Below are 14,884 nucleotides of genomic sequence, written 5' to 3'. Positions count from 1 at the left end.
TATAACCTGGCCAGAAGGAGGCAATATCAATATGATGCACGGCGACAGCAGGGTGATGGTGGTGGTGTGTTTGGAGACAGCCAGTTTACCAGCACCCTGTCTGTCAACTTCCACTTCCCCAAGATCCCGCGAAGAACCTTTTTTTTGGCTGAATATGCTGGCTTGATGTTTTCTGGTGGTGGCAATGGGAGGTGGTTTTTAACAGAGTGGGTGTTGTTGCTGCTTTTTACTGTGCTAGCGGTTCAAACAACCAAAAGAGTTCGCCGCCCGGGCCTCCCATCGGGCTGCCCGGGCGGCGTCAGAGCCTTGCCGCGCCGATCCCGGTCAATGCCGGCCAGAGGGGGCGCAGGCATTGACCGGGAGTGTCTCTTCCAAGCCGGTGCCCCTGATGATGGGCGGACCGGGGGATAGCGGTCAGGCCAGCGCCCGTGCCAGCAGGTGCACCGGGTGTTCGCAGCGAAACGCCGTGCTCATCTCGATCTGCCACTTGCAGGTCTCGCAGTCGGTGATGACCAGATCGGGTTTGAGCCGGTTTATCTGATCAAACAGCCCCTGACCGATGGCCTGGCTGGTGTCGTAGTTTTCCGACTTGAAGCCGTAGGTGCCGGCGATGCCGCAGCACTGGGAGTCCAGCACCGTCACCTTGACGCCGGGGATGGCCCGCAGCAGCTCGAGGGTGTAGATGACGCCCCCCATCTTCTCCAGGTGGCAGGGGGTGTGGTAGGCGATGTGCAGATTGAGGGGCTTCATGGCCGGTTTGTTGCCCCGATCGAACTCGTTCCACAGGAAGCGGGTCACCAGGGAGATGCGATCGCGCACCTTGTGGTTGTCCTGCTCCAGCAGGTGGGGATATTCGTCCCGCAGGGTGAAGCCGCAGGTGGAGGAGGTGGCCAAGAGCGGCATCTCGTTGCCGAGCAGGGTGTTCTCCAGCTGCTGGATGTTGAAAGCCGCCTGCTGCCTGGCCTTGTCCATGAAGCCGTTGGCAATCAGCGGCACGCCGCAGCACTTCTCCCGCGCAAGCAGCTGGACACCGATGTTCATGGCGTTGAGCACCTGCACCAGCTCCTTGCCGAGCTGGGGGTGGTTGTAGTTCACATAACAGCCGTGGAAGTAGGCGATCTGGCGCGCAAAGCGGGCCTGAGTCGTTTTCTGCTTCTTGTACCAGCCGCGGAAGGTGCCTTGTGAGTATTTGGGCAAGTCCCGGTGGGAGGAGACCCCCAGCGCCTTGTCCAGCACCTGCTTCATCGGCTTGAGGCCGGTGGTGAAGTTGACCACCGGGGCCATCAGGGTGGACATGCTGCCCATTAGATCCGTGTGGGAGAGCACGAACTCGCGGATCCCCGGTTTGAAGCCGCTGTACTGGTGCTTGGCCTTGGCGATGATGTCGCCGATGCGCACCCCGCTCGGGCAAGCCACTTCGCAGCGCTTGCAGTTGGTGCAGTACTTGAGGGCGCTGTCAAAGAGCTCGGGGCTCTTGATGCGCAGCCGCTCCCCATCCGGGCCCGCCTGCTTGGGGCCGGGGTAGGCCGGGTTGGCCTTGGCCACCGGGCAGTAGGCGGTACAGACGGTGCATTTGATGCACTGATCGAAAGTCTGGTTGGCATGATCCAGTAGCATGTCAGTTCTCCTCCCGTTGGGTGTGAAGGCACGGGATATGGGGCGAAATCATCATTGGGCTGAACTCAAAATGTGACCGGCGGCCTGCCAGCCGGTGGCGACCGCGACACCTGAGCCAGAGCCCTCCATGGATTGGGCATCGTCGTGGGCCAGCACGCTGTGTCGTTGGAGTGGGAATATGTGATTCATCTCAGCCCTCCGCCAGAATATGGCCAGCGGCTTGCCAGCCGGTGGCAACGGCCACGCCGGAGCCGGAACCTTCTTTAATGGGGTCATAGTGCGCCAGCACGCTGCCGGCGCCGTAGAGGTTGGTGAGGGGCCTGCCGCCGCGCAGCACCCGCAGCCGCTCGTCGGTCTTGACCCCGAAGCCCATGAAGGGGTGGTGGTCGAACAGGCGGCGGCCGGCCCAGGCGTCGCGCTCGGCAAGGCTCAGTACGTCGGCATCGAAGATGGGTTCACGAATGCCCCCGAGGCGCGACTCCAGCCCGCGGCTGAAGAAGCTGCCGGAGGCGAGCACGAAGTGGTCCGCCTCGAACAGCTGATCCTCCCCGTGCTGGCTGTGCACGCCGATGACCCGATCGCCGTCGTAACGGGCGCCCAGCACCCGCTCGCTGGTGAGGAAGGTGCCGCCAAGGGCCATGAAGCGGCGCTTGAGGGCCTCCTGCATCCGCATGCCAATAAGCGACGGCGGCATGGTGGCAACCTCCTTGATGATGCAGCCGGTGCGCTGCTCCAGCTCCGTCAGGCGCGGGCCGACCAGCCCCAGCGACAGGCAGGCGGGCAGCACCAGGTGGCGGCAGCGCGGCTCACCGCTCTCCTGCACCATGCGGCTGATCTCGCGGGCTAGATCCGTCAGCAGGTCATGCTGGCCATTGCCCTGCTTGTCAAACAGGCGGGCGATGTCGGCGGAGCGAAACTCGTGGGGATTGCGGCTGAACTCGGCCAGCTGGGGCAGCCGAATTTCCCCGGTCAGGATGCGGCAGTGGGCGAAGCGCGCGTGGGTCGCGAGATTCGCTGCCGCGAGCTCGGGGTGAAAGTCGCGAAATCCCTCCAGGGTGGCCAGCAGGATGGCGTCGGGGGCCGGTGCATCGGTCACGCAGGCGCAGGTGTCGGGGGAGAGCCAGGTGGCTTTGAGGGTGCCGATGGGGGTCAGCCGCTGGTGGTTGCGCTCCTGGCGAAACAGCGGCAAGCCCTGGGCGGCGCAGTGGCGTTGCAGATCATCGAGGCTCGCCGCGATATGGGCCAGCCCCACCTTGCTGTAGGGATGCTCGGGGTTGGCGGCCATAAAGGCGGGCAGGGCGGCGCGGGGATCTCCCTCGCTCTCCAGCAGATCCACCGAGCCGGAGGAGAAGTGCAGGGCGCTCTGGCCGGAGGCCATCAGCAGGGTCTTCTGGCCGGCCTCGGCCAGGCGCAGGGCCGCGGAGAGGCCCGCCATGCCGCCGCCGATAGCGATGCTGTCAAATTTCATGGCTGCGCTCCTTGGTGGGATTGGCGGTGCTGGCGTCTTGCGGGAAGGGGGGCTCGGCCACCAGGTGGGGGGCCGTCCACTCGCCAAGGCCGAACAGCCCCTCGTAGATCCAGTAGGTAAATTCGGCTTCGCGCAGGGCATCGCCCCACAGCACGGGGCGGGTGCCCTTGTAGCGCTCCTCCAGGAACTGGCGCAGCATGACGCAAGCCTGGCGGCCGTCGGCCTTGCCGTACTCCTGCATCAGGCCGGCGGCGCGATAGGCGCACAGCTCCCCCTGACAGGGTCCCATGCCCAGACGAGTGCGGCGGCGCAGATCCACCAGGTTGTCCACATCCAGCTCGCGCAGGGCGTATTCGATTTCACCTGCGGTCACCATCTCGCATTCGCAGATGAGGGCGTTGGCCTTGGGATTGTCGCGGAAAAAGGCGATGACCCGCTCGCCGTGACGGTACTGGGCCGAGCCTTCAGCCGGGACCGAGAGACCGGGGGCGGAGACCTTCTCCGGATCCCGCGAGCCGGGCAGGCTCAGTTCAGCGGTGCGGCACGGTTTGCTGTTGCCAAGCTTCTTGGCAAGCAAGTCGGTGGCCCATTCTGCCATCAGCCGGTAGGTCATCAGCTTGCCGCCGGTGATGGTGTTGAAGCCCTTGAGCCCGTCGCGCTCGGCGTGATCCAGCAGCACTATGCCACGGCTGATGTTGCGGCCGGACTCGTCGCCATCCACCGCCACCAGCGGGCGAACCCCGGCATAGGCGCGCAGCAATCGGGTGCGGGCCATGATGGGGGCCAGTTTTATCCCTTCGCGCAGCAGCACTTCCACCTCTTCAGGCTCGACGGTGAGCTGGTCAATCTTGTGGTAATCGATGCGACTCGAGGTGGTGCCGATGAGGGAGATGGTATCGCCCGGCACCAGGATGTCCGCGTCCGCCGGTTTGCGGCAGCGGTTGAGCACCAGCTGGTTGAGGCGGTAATCCATGATGAGCAATGAGCCCTTGGCGGGGAACATGCGGATGCCGAGGTCGGCATACTCGCAGATCTGCTGGCCCCAGATGCCGGCGGCGTTGATCACCTCCTGGCACTCCACCTCGAACGCTTCGCCGGTGCGGGTGTTGATGGCCTTGACCCCGTGCACCCTATCCTGGGTGCGCAGCAGCCCCAGCACCTTGCTGTGAGTGAAGATGCGGGCGCCGTGCTCCTTGGCGTCCAGCACGTTGGCGGCAGCCAGACGGAAGGGGTCGACCGTGCCGTCCGGCACCTGGATGGCACCGATCAGCGCCGGGTTGACGTTGGGTTCAAGGCGCAGCGCCTCGGCAGGATCCAGCTGGCGGGCGTCGATGCCCGCCAGGGCGCAGGCGTCCATGAAGGTATTTTGAAAATGGATGTCATCTTCCGGCAGGGTGATGAAGAGGCCGCCGGTGTCCTCGACACAGTGGCTGGCGATCCGCTTGAGGATGCGGTTCTCCTGAATGCATTCGCGGGCGGACTCCTGATCCGTCACCGCGTAGCGGGCGCCGGAGTGAAGCAGGCCATGGTTGCGGCCCGTGGTGCCGGCGGCGACGTCGTCCCGCTCAAGCAGGATGCAGTCGATGCCGCGCAGTGCGCAATCGCGCATGATGCCGGCGCCGGTGGCGCCACCCCCTATGATGACGACTTGTGTGGTGATTCTTTTCATTCTTGCCCGTCTCATCTCTTCCAGATAAGGCCAGTGTGGCGCCTTCACGACGTAAAATGTTTGATATGGGCCAAATTAATGTTCGTAAACGCTCATTAAGTGTGAGGCGATGAGCGAAATGTGATGAACCTCACGTCACCGTCGAGGCGGGCAGGGGAAAGCATGACGGGAGGGGAGAAGGCCAGCCCGGGGGCTGGCCAGAGGGCGGCGTGGGGGAAACCTCAGCCGCAGCACTTCTTGAACTTCTTGCCGCTGCCACAGGGGCAGGGGTCGTTTCGCCCCACCCGCAGCGGCGCCGGATCCTGCTCGCCGTCGGTGTAGACCCAGCGCCCCTGATGGCGCACGAAGCGGGATCGCTCATGGAGGCAGTGACGTTCGTCCCCTTCCAGGAACCAGGCCTTGAATTCCACCATGCCGAGGGTGTCATCGGGGCCGCCCTGGCTGGTGAGGATCTCGAGGCCATCCCAGCGGGTGTCGGTCGATGAGAGGTCGGCCGCGGTCAGCCCGTTCAGATAGTCCGGGTGCCAGCTGTGTACCAGATATTCTCCCAATCCCAGCACGAAGGCGCTGTAGCGGGATCGCATCAGCTGCTCCGGGGTGGCGGCGGGCTGACCTGCGTGGAGTACACCGCAGCACTTGGCAAGAAAAAGAGAGGAACCGCAAGGACATAGGTTCATGAGTCAGCTCATCTGGTCGATAATTAAAGGTGGCGGGATTGTAGCGAACGCACTTCCCTTTCGGCCAGCTTCCCATGCCGTTTAGGCAGACATCATGCAGCAATGAACACAGCACAAAGGGTGACACAATGACACTTAAGCAGAAGATCCTGTTACTGGGGGCCATCCCCGTGCTGCTGATGGCCCTGGTGGTCAATCTCAGCAACTACCTGGTGGCCAGGAGCGATCTGGAATCGGATCTGGTGGTGGCGCGGGAGAGGGCAATCAAGGAGCGCAAGGCGCTGCTCAGCAGTTATCTGATGCTGGCCAAGACGGCCATCGAGGGCAGCTACGGCAAGCCTGACAGCCCCGAAGTGCGCCAGCAGGTGAAGGAGATATTGCGGCCGCTGCGCTATGGCAGCGACGGCTACTTCTTCGTCTACGACTAACAGGGCAATACCGTGCTGCTGCCGACCCGGCCCGAGATGGAGGGGAAGAACCGCTGGCAGGACAAGGATACCAAGGGTGCCTTCCTCATTCAGGGGATCATCAAGTCGGCGCGGGAAGGAGATGGCTTCTCGGAGTACTGGACCAACAAGCCCTCTATCGGGCGGGATGCCCCCAAGCTCTCCTTCAATCTGGTGCTCGACAAGTATCAGTGGGTCGTGGGCACGGGCTTCTACATCGACGACATCGACAATGAGCTGGCCACCCTGCGCAGCGAGCGGGAGGAGACCATGTATGGCTCCCTGAAAACCGGGGTGCTGTTCATCCTGGTGATCCTGGGGGTGACCCTGGCGGCAACCGTGGTGATCGGCAACCGGGTCACCCGCCCGCTGGCGGATGCGGTTGCCGCACTCAATGACATCGCCGACGGGGACGGGGATCTGACCCAGCGCCTCAAGGTGCAGAGCAAGGACGAGGTGGGGCAGCTGGCCGCCGCCTTCAACCGCTTCGTCGAGCGGATCCAGTCGGTGGTGAGCCAGGTGGGGGAGACCAGCCACCAGTTGCTGGGGGCCGTGGATCGGCTGCATAGCCTGAGCGAGCATGCGGACAGGCAGATGCAGGGCCATGGCAAGGAGACGGATCAGGTGGTGACCGCGGTGACCGAGATGAGCTCCACCGCCCAGGAGGTGGCGGCGAGCGCTTCCAACGCCGCCAGCGCCACCAGCGATGCGGCCCGCGAGTCCGATGCGGCCCGGGGGGTGGTGAACAGCGCCATCGGCAGCATCAACCGGCTGGTGGACGAAGTGCATGTGGCGGCCGGGGTCATCGAGCAGCTCGCCCACGAGACCGGCAAGATAGGCTCCGTGGTGGAGGTCATTCGCGGCATCGCCGATCAGACCAACCTGCTGGCCCTCAACGCCGCCATCGAGGCGGCCCGGGCGGGCGAGCAGGGGCGCGGCTTTGCGGTGGTGGCGGACGAGGTGCGATCCCTCGCGGGCCGTACCCAGCAGAGCACCAAAGAGATCAACGAGATGCTCCAGCGCCTGCAGGGCGGAGTGAAACAGGCGGTGGAGGTGATGCAGGCCAGCGAGGCACGCAGCCAGGAGACGGTGCAGGAGGCGAGCCACATCGCCAGCTCCCTGGACAGCATGGTGGCGGCGGTCGGCACCATCAACGACATGAACATCCAGATCGCCACGGCCGCCGAGGAGCAGCACGCGGTCTCCGAGGAGATCAACAAGAACCTGGTGGCCATCCAGCAGATCGTCAGCGAGCTGACCGAGGCGTCCGGGGAGTCCAGCACCACCACCCGCGCCCTGGCAGGCACGGGTGACAAATTGCGCCAACTCGTCTCCCGCTTCCGTTACTAATCACATTTTTGCCGTCTGGACAGGATTTCCAGACGGCAAATTTGGGGATCGGCGCAGAATGTGTGAAAATCGCGCCATTCGTTCCTTTCGTTAGCCCCAACCCTATGAATGAGATCGTGAAAGGCAGTATCGATTTGATCCGTCAGCTCAACTACGGCCTGGTCTATGCCAGCCTGGAGGAGCACAAGGAGCTGTCCCGTACCGATCTGTCCCGTCTGACCGGCCTGTCGCCGGCCAGCATCACCAAGATCACCCGCGAGCTGCTGGACGGCGGCCTGGTGGTCACCTGCGGCGAGAGCTCGGTGGGGCGTGGCCGTCGCCAGACCCTGCTGCGCATCAACGAGCGCCGCTTCCAGTTTCTCTCCATGCGCCTGGGGCGCGGCTATGTGGACATGGCCCTGTTCGATCTCGCGGGTCACTCCCTGGCACGCCATCGCCATGTCTTCAACGAGGCGGAGCGTGCCGAGCTGCTGGCCAGCCTGGTGCGGGCCATCGAGGGCTTTTTGCCCAAGAAGGCGCTGCGTCTGGCCTGCATCGCCCTCTGCCTGCCCGGCCAGGTGGAGCGCCACTCCGGCATGGTCAAGCATTTTCCCTATTACGATCTGCGCAACTGGCCCCTCGGTCCCACCCTGCAGGAAGCCTTCTCGGTACCCGTGCTGGTGAGCGGCGACGTGCGCACCTGGATCCAGGCCGAGCGGGAGTGGGGCGCCGCCAGGAACTGCTCGGATGCGGTGCTGGTGTTCGTGCACAACGACATCGGGGTCGGCATGGTGGTCAATGGCCAGCTCATCGAGAGCGAGTCGGCTCTGCTCGGGGATCTCAGCCACCTGCAGCTCGAACCCTATGGCCAGCGCTGCTACTGCGGTGGCTTCGGCTGCGCCTGCACCCTCGTGACCAATCAGGCGCTGGAGGCGCAATATCGGGAGCTGCGCGAACGGATGCAGGAGTTCGATCTGCCCGAAAGCGTCACCATACGCGAGCTGTGCGAGCTGGCGCTGGCCGGCAACAGCCTGTGTCAGGACATCCTGCACCAGGCAGCAGGCCGCCTCTCCCGGGTGCTGGCGAACCTCATCTGCCTGCTCAATCCGGGCAAGCTGCTGCTCGGGGGGGAGATCACCCGGGCCGATCGACTGCTCTTCCCCATGTTGCACCAGTCCCTGGCAAGCCAGTTGCCCGCCGAGTACCTGGTGCGCCTGCAGATTGAATCCACCCACTTCTACGAAGATCCCACCAAACCCACCTCGGTGCAGGTGCACAAGGCCCTGCGCGATGGCAGTCTGCTGCTCGACTTGTTGCGAGGCGACAAGGAGGCATGAGGCTCGGGTTGCAAGGACGCTTCCTGCTCATTCTCTGTCTGGTCAGTCTGCTGCAACTGGTGTTGCTGAGCGGGGCCAGCTACTACTATGTCGCCGAGCAGCGCTACCGTGAGGTGGGGGATCAGGCCCTGGATGTGGCACGGCTGGTGGCGCGGGAGTCCGGCGTCATCGCCGGGGTGAAGCGGGCGGATACGGTCCGCCTCAATGCCCTGGTGGAGCGGATCCGCGCCGAGGTCGGGGCCAGCTACATCGTCATCGGGGACAGGCAGGCACGCCGCCTGGCGCACCCCAATGCGGACCGGATTGGCAAACCCATGGTGGGTGATGATCCCGAGCGTGCCCTGCAGGGGGAGGCCTATATCTCCAGGGCCCAGGGGTCCCTCGGGGTCTCGGTGCGCGGCAAGGGGCCCATCCGTGACGAGATGGGCAAGATCATCGGGGTGGTGTCGGTCGGCTATCTGGTGCGGGACATCGATGCGGATCTGCAGGACTATTTGCGCTTCGGCCTGGCCATGACCTTGCTCATCGTGCTGCTCAACAGTGTCGCCGCCGCCTGGCTGGCCCGGCGCTACAAGAAGGCGATTTTCGGCTTTGAACCCGAGCAGATGGGGCGTCTCTATGCGGAGCTAGACTGTACCCTGCGCACGGTGCGCGAGGGGATCCTCACCATCGACGAGCAAGGGCGCCTCACCTCTCTGAACCCCAACGGCATCAAGCTGCTGCGCCTGGACGACACCACTGCCCGGGCCGCTATTGGACAGCCCATCGGTCACCTGCTGCCGGGCAGTCGCATGCTCTCCATCCTGCAAGAGCAGACCCCCCAGTTTGACGAGGAGATCGTGCTCAACGGCCAGTCCCTCATCGTCAACCGGTTGCCGCTGGTGCGCGAGGGCAAGCTGATCGGCGCCGTGTCGAGCTTTCGGCGCAAGGACGAGCTGGCGGAACTCAGTGCCCAGCTCTCCCAGGTGCAGGCCTACAGCGATCTGCTGCGGGTGCAGACCCACGAGCACAACAACCAGCTTGGGACCATCGCTGGCCTCATTGAGCTCGGGGCCACCCGGGAGGCGCTCGCCTTCATCGGGCGGGAGGCGGCCACCGAGCAGACCCTGCTCGGCTTCCTGATGGGGGCCATCGCCAAACCCAAGGTGGCGGGGCTGCTGCTCGGCAAATACCACAGGGCCCACGAACTCGGTCTTGAGCTCGTGATCGATCCCGATGCCCGTCTGCACGACATTCCTGCCCGTGTCAGCGGTTCCCAGCTGGTAACGGTGCTGGGCAACCTCATCGACAACGCCTTCGAGGCGACCCGCCGCCACGGTGCGCCCTATCAGCCCATCCGGGTTTCCCTGAGCGATCTGGGGCAGGATCTGGTGCTGGAGGTGGAAGACGGGGCTGGCGGCATCGACCCGCAGTTGGCGGACAGGTTGTTCGAACAGGGGGTCAGTAGCAAGCCCGAGCCAGGACACGGTATCGGGCTCTCCCTGGTGCGCAAGACCCTGGATGCCCTGCAGGGGGAGATCACCATCGAAGCCACGACGCAGGGAAGTTGCGTCGTCTGTTACATTCCCAAGGAGGTGTAAGTGATCAAGATCCTGATCGTCGAGGATGATCCCGCCATTGCCGAGATCCACCGCCGCTTCGTGCAGCGCCTCGCCGGTTTCGAGGTGCTGGGGGTGGCGCTCACCCTGTTCGATGCCAGGGAGCAGATAGGGATCCTCAAACCCGATCTGGTGCTGCTGGATGTCTGGTTGCCCGATGGAGAGGGGTTCTCGCTATTGAGAGAGCTGCGCCAGGCGGGGGCGAGTCTGGATGTGATCCTGCTCACCGCGGCGCGGGAAGCCGCTGCCCTGCAGGAGGCGATGCGCCTCGGGGTGGTGGATTTCATTTTGAAGCCCGTGGTGTTCGAGCGGCTGCGCGACACCCTGGAGAAGTACCGTCAGAGCATCGCCGCCCTGGCGGCGTTGGCCGACATCGACCAGCAGGCGGTGGACACCCTGTTCGGTACGCCGTTGCAGCAGGTGGCGGCAGAGGGACTGCCCAAGGGCATCGATGCTCTCACCCTGCAGCGGGTGCTGACGGCCCTGACTCCGGAGGCCGCCAGTGCCGAGGAGATAGGCTGCCGGATAGGGGTGAGCCGGACCACGGCGCGCCGCTATCTGGAATTTCTGGTGGGGCAGCAACTGGCGAGCCCCGAGCTCGAATATGGCACCGTCGGGCGGCCGGAGCGGCGTTACCGCAAGCCGTGATCCGGTCGTCCGGAACCTGTCGTCCAGACAAGAAAAGAGCGCCTTTCGGCGCTCTTTTTGTCAGGATTTGCTTCCCGTGGGCATCAAGGTCTCTACGCGTGATGGGGCAGGGTTCAGAGGTGGCAGAGGCTCATCGATTCAGTGGCTGGTGGCAAGCTCCCCCTTGGGGGCCCGGCGAGCCTGCCACCACTGCCAGACGGGCAGCAGCAACATGGTCAGGGTGATCACCGTGAAGGCGAGGGTGATGGGGCGCTCCCACAGGAAGCTCAGGCTGCCGTCGTTGATCACCAGGGCCCGGCGCAGGTTGTCCTCCAGCATACCCCCCAGGATGAAACCGAGCAGCATGGGGGCCATGGGGAAGGTGAGCAGGCGCAGGCCGATGGCGATCAGTGCAACGATGGCCATCACATGGATGTCCATGGTGTTGAAGGAGACCAGATAGACCCCGGTCAGGGAGAACAGCAGCACCATGGGGATGAGCACGGGGCGCGGCACCGCCAGTACCCGGGCCAGGTAGGGGATGAGGGGGAGGTTCAGGATCAACAGCACCACGTTGCCCAGATACATGGAGATGATCACCGACCAGAAGACGTCCGGATGCTCCATGAACAGACGCGGGCCCGGCTGGATGCCGTAGGCCACCAGGGCGCCCAGGATGAGGGCCGTGGTGCCGGAGCCCGGGATCCCCAGGGTCAGCAGGGGCACGAAGGAGCCGGTGGAGGCGGCGTTGTTGGCCGCTTCCGGGGCGGCCAGACCGCGCAGGCTGCCCTTGCCGAACTGCTCCTGGCGCTGTTTGCCGGCGATGTTGCGCTCGGTGCCATAGGCCATGAAGGCGGCGATGGTGGCGCCGGCTCCCGGCAGCACGCCGATGAGAAAGCCCAGCACCGAGGAGCGGGCGATGGGGGGCGCTATCTCTCTGACCTCTTCCTTGCTGAGCTTGAGGCTGCCGAGCTGCTGCATCTGCCTGGCCTCTTCCTCGCTGTTGTCCTTGCCGGGGCGCAGCACCGCCATCAGGATCTCCGCGAGGGCAAAGGTGGCCATGGCCAGCAGCAGGAAGGAGAAGCCGTCACGCAGATCCGGCAACCCGAAGGTGAACCTGTCTACCCCGACGCTGCGGTCGATGCCGATGGTGGAGATCATGATGCCGAACAGCGCCATGATCAGCGCTTTGAGCACCTGCCCCTTGCCGGCAAAGGCTGCCACGGCGGAGAGGCCCAGCACCATGAGGGCGAAGTAGTCCGCCGACTGGAAGGAGAGGGAGACCTTGGCCAGCAGGGGCGCCGCCACCATCAGCATGATGGCGGAGAGGGTGCCGCCGGTGAAGGAGGCGTAGGCGGCGATGGCCAGCGCCTTGCCCGCCTGTCCCTTGCAGGCCAGGGGATAGCCGTCGAAGGCGGTGACCACGGTGGCGGAGCAGCCGGGGGCGTTGATCAGGATGGAGGAGGTGGAGCCCCCGAAGATGGCGCCGTAATAGACCCCCGCCATCAAGATGATGCCGGAGGAGGGATCCAGGCCATAGGTGATGGGGATCATCAGGGCGATGGCGGTGACCGGGCCAAGGCCCGGCAACATGCCGATAAAGGTGCCGATGAAGCAGCCAAGCACCACCATCATCAGGTTGACCGGCAGCAGTGCAGTGCCGAGTCCTTGCAAGATTCCGTCTAACATGGTGACTCCTTAGAAACCGAGCAGGGTGAACAGGCGACCCGGCTCCAGATAGACGTTGAGCCCCTTGGTGAGCAGGGCCCAGAAACCGATGGAGAAGGGGACGCTGATCATCAGGCCGTAGCGCAGACTGGGCTCACCGAGCACCCGGATGCCCACACTCAGGAAGGCGATGGTCGAGAGCACGAAGCCAAACCAGGTGAGCCCCAATCCGTAAATGACCATGAGCCCGAGCAGGATGAAGACCCGGCGCCAGTCTCCCTCTTCCCGGCGCAGGGGCTCGCCCCCGGGGAAGAGCACCAGCAGCAGGGAGAGCAGCGTCCCGATCCCTGCCAGGGCATAGGGCAGGGTACTGGCGGTGAAGGGTTCGTATTCGTCGCCGGGGTAGCCCGGTATCTCGGTGGCGTAGTAGCCATAGGTGAGGGAGAGCAGCAGAAACAGCAGGCCCCCCAGTCGCTCCTTGGTGATGTTCATCTCTTGACTCCAACATGGGCGGCGGGCCTGCGCCCGCCTGCGATGTGACAACGAGGGTTACTTGATGAAGCCGAGCTCGCGCATCAGGCCGCCGATCTGCTGCTCCTGGCCGTCGAGGAAGGCGGTGAACTCGGGACCCGACTTGTAGAGGTTGGTCCAGCTGTTGCGGGTGCGGACCACTTCCCACTCCGGCTTGTCGTACATCTGCTTGAGCAGGGCGGCAAACTCGGCGGATTTCTCCGGGCTGATGGTGGGGGAGGCGAAGTAACCGCGCCAGTTGGCGAAGACGGTGGGGTTGTTCTGCTCGCTGAAGGTGGGGATCTGCTCCGCCCCCGGCAGGCGTTTGTCGGAAGTGACCCCGAGGATCCGCATCTGGCCTGACTTGACCGCTTCCATCGCCTCGCCAAAGCCGGTGGAGATGGCCTGGGTCTCTCCGGCCAGCACGGCGGCCATGGCGCTGCCGCCGGCATCGTAGGCGACGTAGCGCAGTTTGCTGGCGTCGGCGCCGGCATTCTTGAAGGTCAGGGCGGCGACCAGGTGATCCAGGCTGCCACGGGCGGAACCCCCGGCAATCTTCACCTTGGCCGGGTTCTCCTCGTAGGCGGCCAGCAGCTGGGCCCAGTTCTGATAGGGGGAGTCCGCCTTCACCGCCAGCGCCTGGTAGTCGGCGATGATGGCGGCCACCGGCGTCAGATCACGGAAGGACTGGGGCAGCTCCTTGGAGAGGGATTTGACGATGATGGGGGTGGAGTTGACCATCAGAGTCTTGTCGGACTGGGCCGAGGTCTCGATGAGGTGGGCGATGGCCTTGGCGCCGCCACCGGCGGACATGTTCTGGTAGGAGACGGTCTTGACCAGACCGGACTTGGCCAGCACTTCACCGGTGCCGCGGGCCGTGGTATCCCAGCCGCCGCCAGCGCCGCCCGGGATCAGGAAGTGGACTTCGTTGATCTGGGCGTGGGCGCCGACGCTCAGTGCGAGCAGACTACCGATCAGGGTACGCTTGAAGGTTCCTTGCAACATGGTGCTCTCCTTGTGATTGTTGCAAGAAGGTTAATTAATCATGTCTGACTGGAAAACAATCTGACCGTAATGGCTATTAAGGCTGTTGTGGCCATTGTGTTCATTCTGGTCATGGGCCGAAGAGGGGGGCGCGTATAGAAACGAGGCGCCCGTGAGCGCCTCGTCCGGCAAGGATCACTGGGTCGGTTTCGCCGCCGATGTGCTGATGTCCTCCTTCGCCTCCTGTTTCAGGGCATCGCTCGCCTGCTGGCGCAGAGCCACCTGCTCCATCTTAAATGCGAAAGGGGACTCCCTCCGACGTAGGTGGGAGAGGAATTTCGCCGGGGCGTCAGCCCCGCTGGTTTTGAATGTATTGCTTGATCACCTCTAACGGCGCACCGCCGCAAGAGCCCGCAAAGTAAGAGCGTGACCAGAGTACGGGTTTGCTGTAAGCACCTCTCAAGTCCAGAAATTCATTACGCAGTCGCCTTGATGTGACCGCCTTTAACGAGTTCACCAGTACCGATAGCTGCACTGTTGGGCCGTACTCTATCAGCATGTGAACATGATCAGCCTCTCCGTCACACTCTTTCAGTTCCGCACCAAAATCTCTGCAAACCTCTGCCGCACACTGACCGAAGGAGGTGTGATGCAGTTCCCCCAATATCGGCTTTCGATACTTGGTGATAAACACCAAGTGTACGTGCAAAACGTAGGCCGCATGGCGTGATTTATTAATTTTAGTGAATTGCATTCTGTCACTCAATCGGGCTTAATAGATATGGCAATAATGCTACACACTGAGCGATAAATGCAAATTCTGAAAGCCTACAAGTTCCGACTCGAACCGACCGCCCAACAAGCGCAACGCCTGCGCCAGTTGGGCGGTTGTGCTCGTTATGTCTGGAATCACGGGCTGGCAGAGACAAAGCGCATTCTGGATGCTGGCGAAAA

The 14,884-nt window shown here is 63.8% G+C and carries 12 protein-coding genes and 1 pseudogene; 4 read left to right on the top strand and 9 right to left on the bottom strand.

The features are described from left to right. Positions 1 to 414: 414 nt before the first annotated feature. From glpC to J9892_RS15000, 5 genes are all read right to left on the bottom strand, one after another. On the bottom strand, positions 415 to 1,617 hold the full coding sequence (gene glpC / locus J9892_RS15020; RefSeq protein WP_010674925.1) for an anaerobic glycerol-3-phosphate dehydrogenase subunit GlpC: 1,203 nt from the start codon (positions 1,615 to 1,617) through the stop codon (positions 415 to 417). A 51-nt stretch (positions 1,618 to 1,668) separates the two neighbouring features. After that, positions 1,669 to 1,806, bottom strand: a complete 138-nt coding sequence (locus J9892_RS15015; protein WP_201972409.1) for a hypothetical protein — start codon at positions 1,804 to 1,806, stop codon at positions 1,669 to 1,671. A gap of 1 nt (position 1,807) precedes the next feature. Beyond that, complete coding sequence (glpB, locus tag J9892_RS15010) at positions 1,808 to 3,085, bottom strand: glycerol-3-phosphate dehydrogenase subunit GlpB (protein ID WP_210538550.1); 1,278 nt, start codon at positions 3,083 to 3,085, stop codon at positions 1,808 to 1,810. Next, the gene (glpA, locus tag J9892_RS15005) at positions 3,075 to 4,754 is read right to left on the bottom strand and encodes an anaerobic glycerol-3-phosphate dehydrogenase subunit A (protein ID WP_210538549.1); all 1,680 of its coding nucleotides are present in this window, start codon (positions 4,752 to 4,754) and stop codon (positions 3,075 to 3,077) included. Before glpA ends, glpB begins: the two co-directional genes overlap by 11 nt. Before the next feature lie 221 nt (positions 4,755 to 4,975). Next, positions 4,976 to 5,431, bottom strand: a complete 456-nt coding sequence (locus tag J9892_RS15000) for a YchJ family protein (RefSeq protein WP_080989954.1) — start codon at positions 5,429 to 5,431, stop codon at positions 4,976 to 4,978. Between the two features lie 128 nt (positions 5,432 to 5,559). Between J9892_RS15000 and J9892_RS14995 the strand changes: the two are divergent. The 4 genes and pseudogenes from J9892_RS14995 to J9892_RS14980 all read left to right on the top strand — a co-directional run bounded on the left by J9892_RS14995 (position 5,560) and on the right by J9892_RS14980 (position 10,789). Beyond that, positions 5,560 to 7,227: pseudogene (locus tag J9892_RS14995) on the top strand (methyl-accepting chemotaxis protein). 104 nt (positions 7,228 to 7,331) lie between these two features. Beyond that, positions 7,332 to 8,543, top strand: coding sequence for an ROK family transcriptional regulator (locus J9892_RS14990; RefSeq protein ID WP_029314606.1), 1,212 nt, complete (start codon positions 7,332 to 7,334; stop codon positions 8,541 to 8,543). Further along, positions 8,540 to 10,123 carry a sensor histidine kinase gene (locus tag J9892_RS14985; RefSeq protein ID WP_052815431.1) on the top strand — a complete coding sequence of 528 codons (1,584 nt, stop codon included), beginning with the start codon at positions 8,540 to 8,542 and terminating at the stop codon, positions 10,121 to 10,123. Before J9892_RS14990 ends, J9892_RS14985 begins: the two co-directional genes overlap by 4 nt. Beyond that, the gene (locus J9892_RS14980; RefSeq protein ID WP_052815430.1) at positions 10,124 to 10,789 is read left to right on the top strand and encodes a response regulator; all 666 of its coding nucleotides are present in this window, start codon (positions 10,124 to 10,126) and stop codon (positions 10,787 to 10,789) included. A 138-nt stretch (positions 10,790 to 10,927) separates the two neighbouring features. Here J9892_RS14980 and J9892_RS14975 read toward each other — a convergent pair whose 3' ends face one another. The 4 genes from J9892_RS14975 to tnpA form a co-directional block, all read right to left on the bottom strand. Continuing rightward, positions 10,928 to 12,457 carry a tripartite tricarboxylate transporter permease gene (locus tag J9892_RS14975; protein WP_053288415.1) on the bottom strand — a complete coding sequence of 510 codons (1,530 nt, stop codon included), beginning with the start codon at positions 12,455 to 12,457 and terminating at the stop codon, positions 10,928 to 10,930. 9 nt (positions 12,458 to 12,466) lie between these two features. After that, the gene (locus J9892_RS14970) at positions 12,467 to 12,928 is read right to left on the bottom strand and encodes a tripartite tricarboxylate transporter TctB family protein (RefSeq protein WP_052815428.1); all 462 of its coding nucleotides are present in this window, start codon (positions 12,926 to 12,928) and stop codon (positions 12,467 to 12,469) included. Positions 12,929 to 12,985: 57 nt separating this feature from the next. Then, positions 12,986 to 13,951: a tripartite tricarboxylate transporter substrate-binding protein gene (locus tag J9892_RS14965; RefSeq protein WP_052815427.1), complete on the bottom strand. Its 966-nt coding sequence runs from the start codon at positions 13,949 to 13,951 to the stop codon at positions 12,986 to 12,988. A gap of 328 nt (positions 13,952 to 14,279) precedes the next feature. Then, positions 14,280 to 14,684, bottom strand: coding sequence for an IS200/IS605 family transposase (gene tnpA, locus J9892_RS14960; protein WP_069785657.1), 405 nt, complete (start codon positions 14,682 to 14,684; stop codon positions 14,280 to 14,282). Positions 14,685 to 14,884: the final 200 nt, after the last annotated feature.

This window comes from Aeromonas sp. Prich7-2 (assembly GCF_017939255.1).
GTDB lineage: Bacteria > Pseudomonadota > Gammaproteobacteria > Enterobacterales > Aeromonadaceae > Aeromonas > Aeromonas caviae.
This window is presented reverse-complemented; position numbering and strand designations above follow the sequence as displayed.

Bases quoted from the DNA above. Each gene is read 5' to 3' on its own strand.
- J9892_RS14965 (WP_052815427.1), bottom strand. From the start codon at position 13,951: ATGTTGCAAGGAACCTTCAAGCGTACCCTGATCGGTAGTCTGCTCGCA.
- J9892_RS14990 (WP_029314606.1), top strand. From the start codon at position 7,332: ATGAATGAGATCGTGAAAGGCAGTATCGATTTGATCCGTCAGCTCAAC.
- glpC (WP_010674925.1), bottom strand. From the start codon at position 1,617: ATGCTACTGGATCATGCCAACCAGACTTTCGATCAGTGCATCAAATGC.
- J9892_RS15000 (WP_080989954.1), bottom strand. From the start codon at position 5,431: ATGAACCTATGTCCTTGCGGTTCCTCTCTTTTTCTTGCCAAGTGCTGC.
- J9892_RS14975 (WP_053288415.1), bottom strand. From the start codon at position 12,457: ATGTTAGACGGAATCTTGCAAGGACTCGGCACTGCACTGCTGCCGGTC.
- J9892_RS14970 (WP_052815428.1), bottom strand. From the start codon at position 12,928: ATGAACATCACCAAGGAGCGACTGGGGGGCCTGCTGTTTCTGCTGCTC.
- glpA (WP_210538549.1), bottom strand. From the start codon at position 4,754: ATGAAAAGAATCACCACACAAGTCGTCATCATAGGGGGTGGCGCCACC.
- J9892_RS14985 (WP_052815431.1), top strand. From the start codon at position 8,540: ATGAGGCTCGGGTTGCAAGGACGCTTCCTGCTCATTCTCTGTCTGGTC.
- glpB (WP_210538550.1), bottom strand. From the start codon at position 3,085: ATGAAATTTGACAGCATCGCTATCGGCGGCGGCATGGCGGGCCTCTCC.
- J9892_RS15015 (WP_201972409.1), bottom strand. From the start codon at position 1,806: ATGAATCACATATTCCCACTCCAACGACACAGCGTGCTGGCCCACGAC.
- tnpA (WP_069785657.1), bottom strand. From the start codon at position 14,684: ATGCAATTCACTAAAATTAATAAATCACGCCATGCGGCCTACGTTTTG.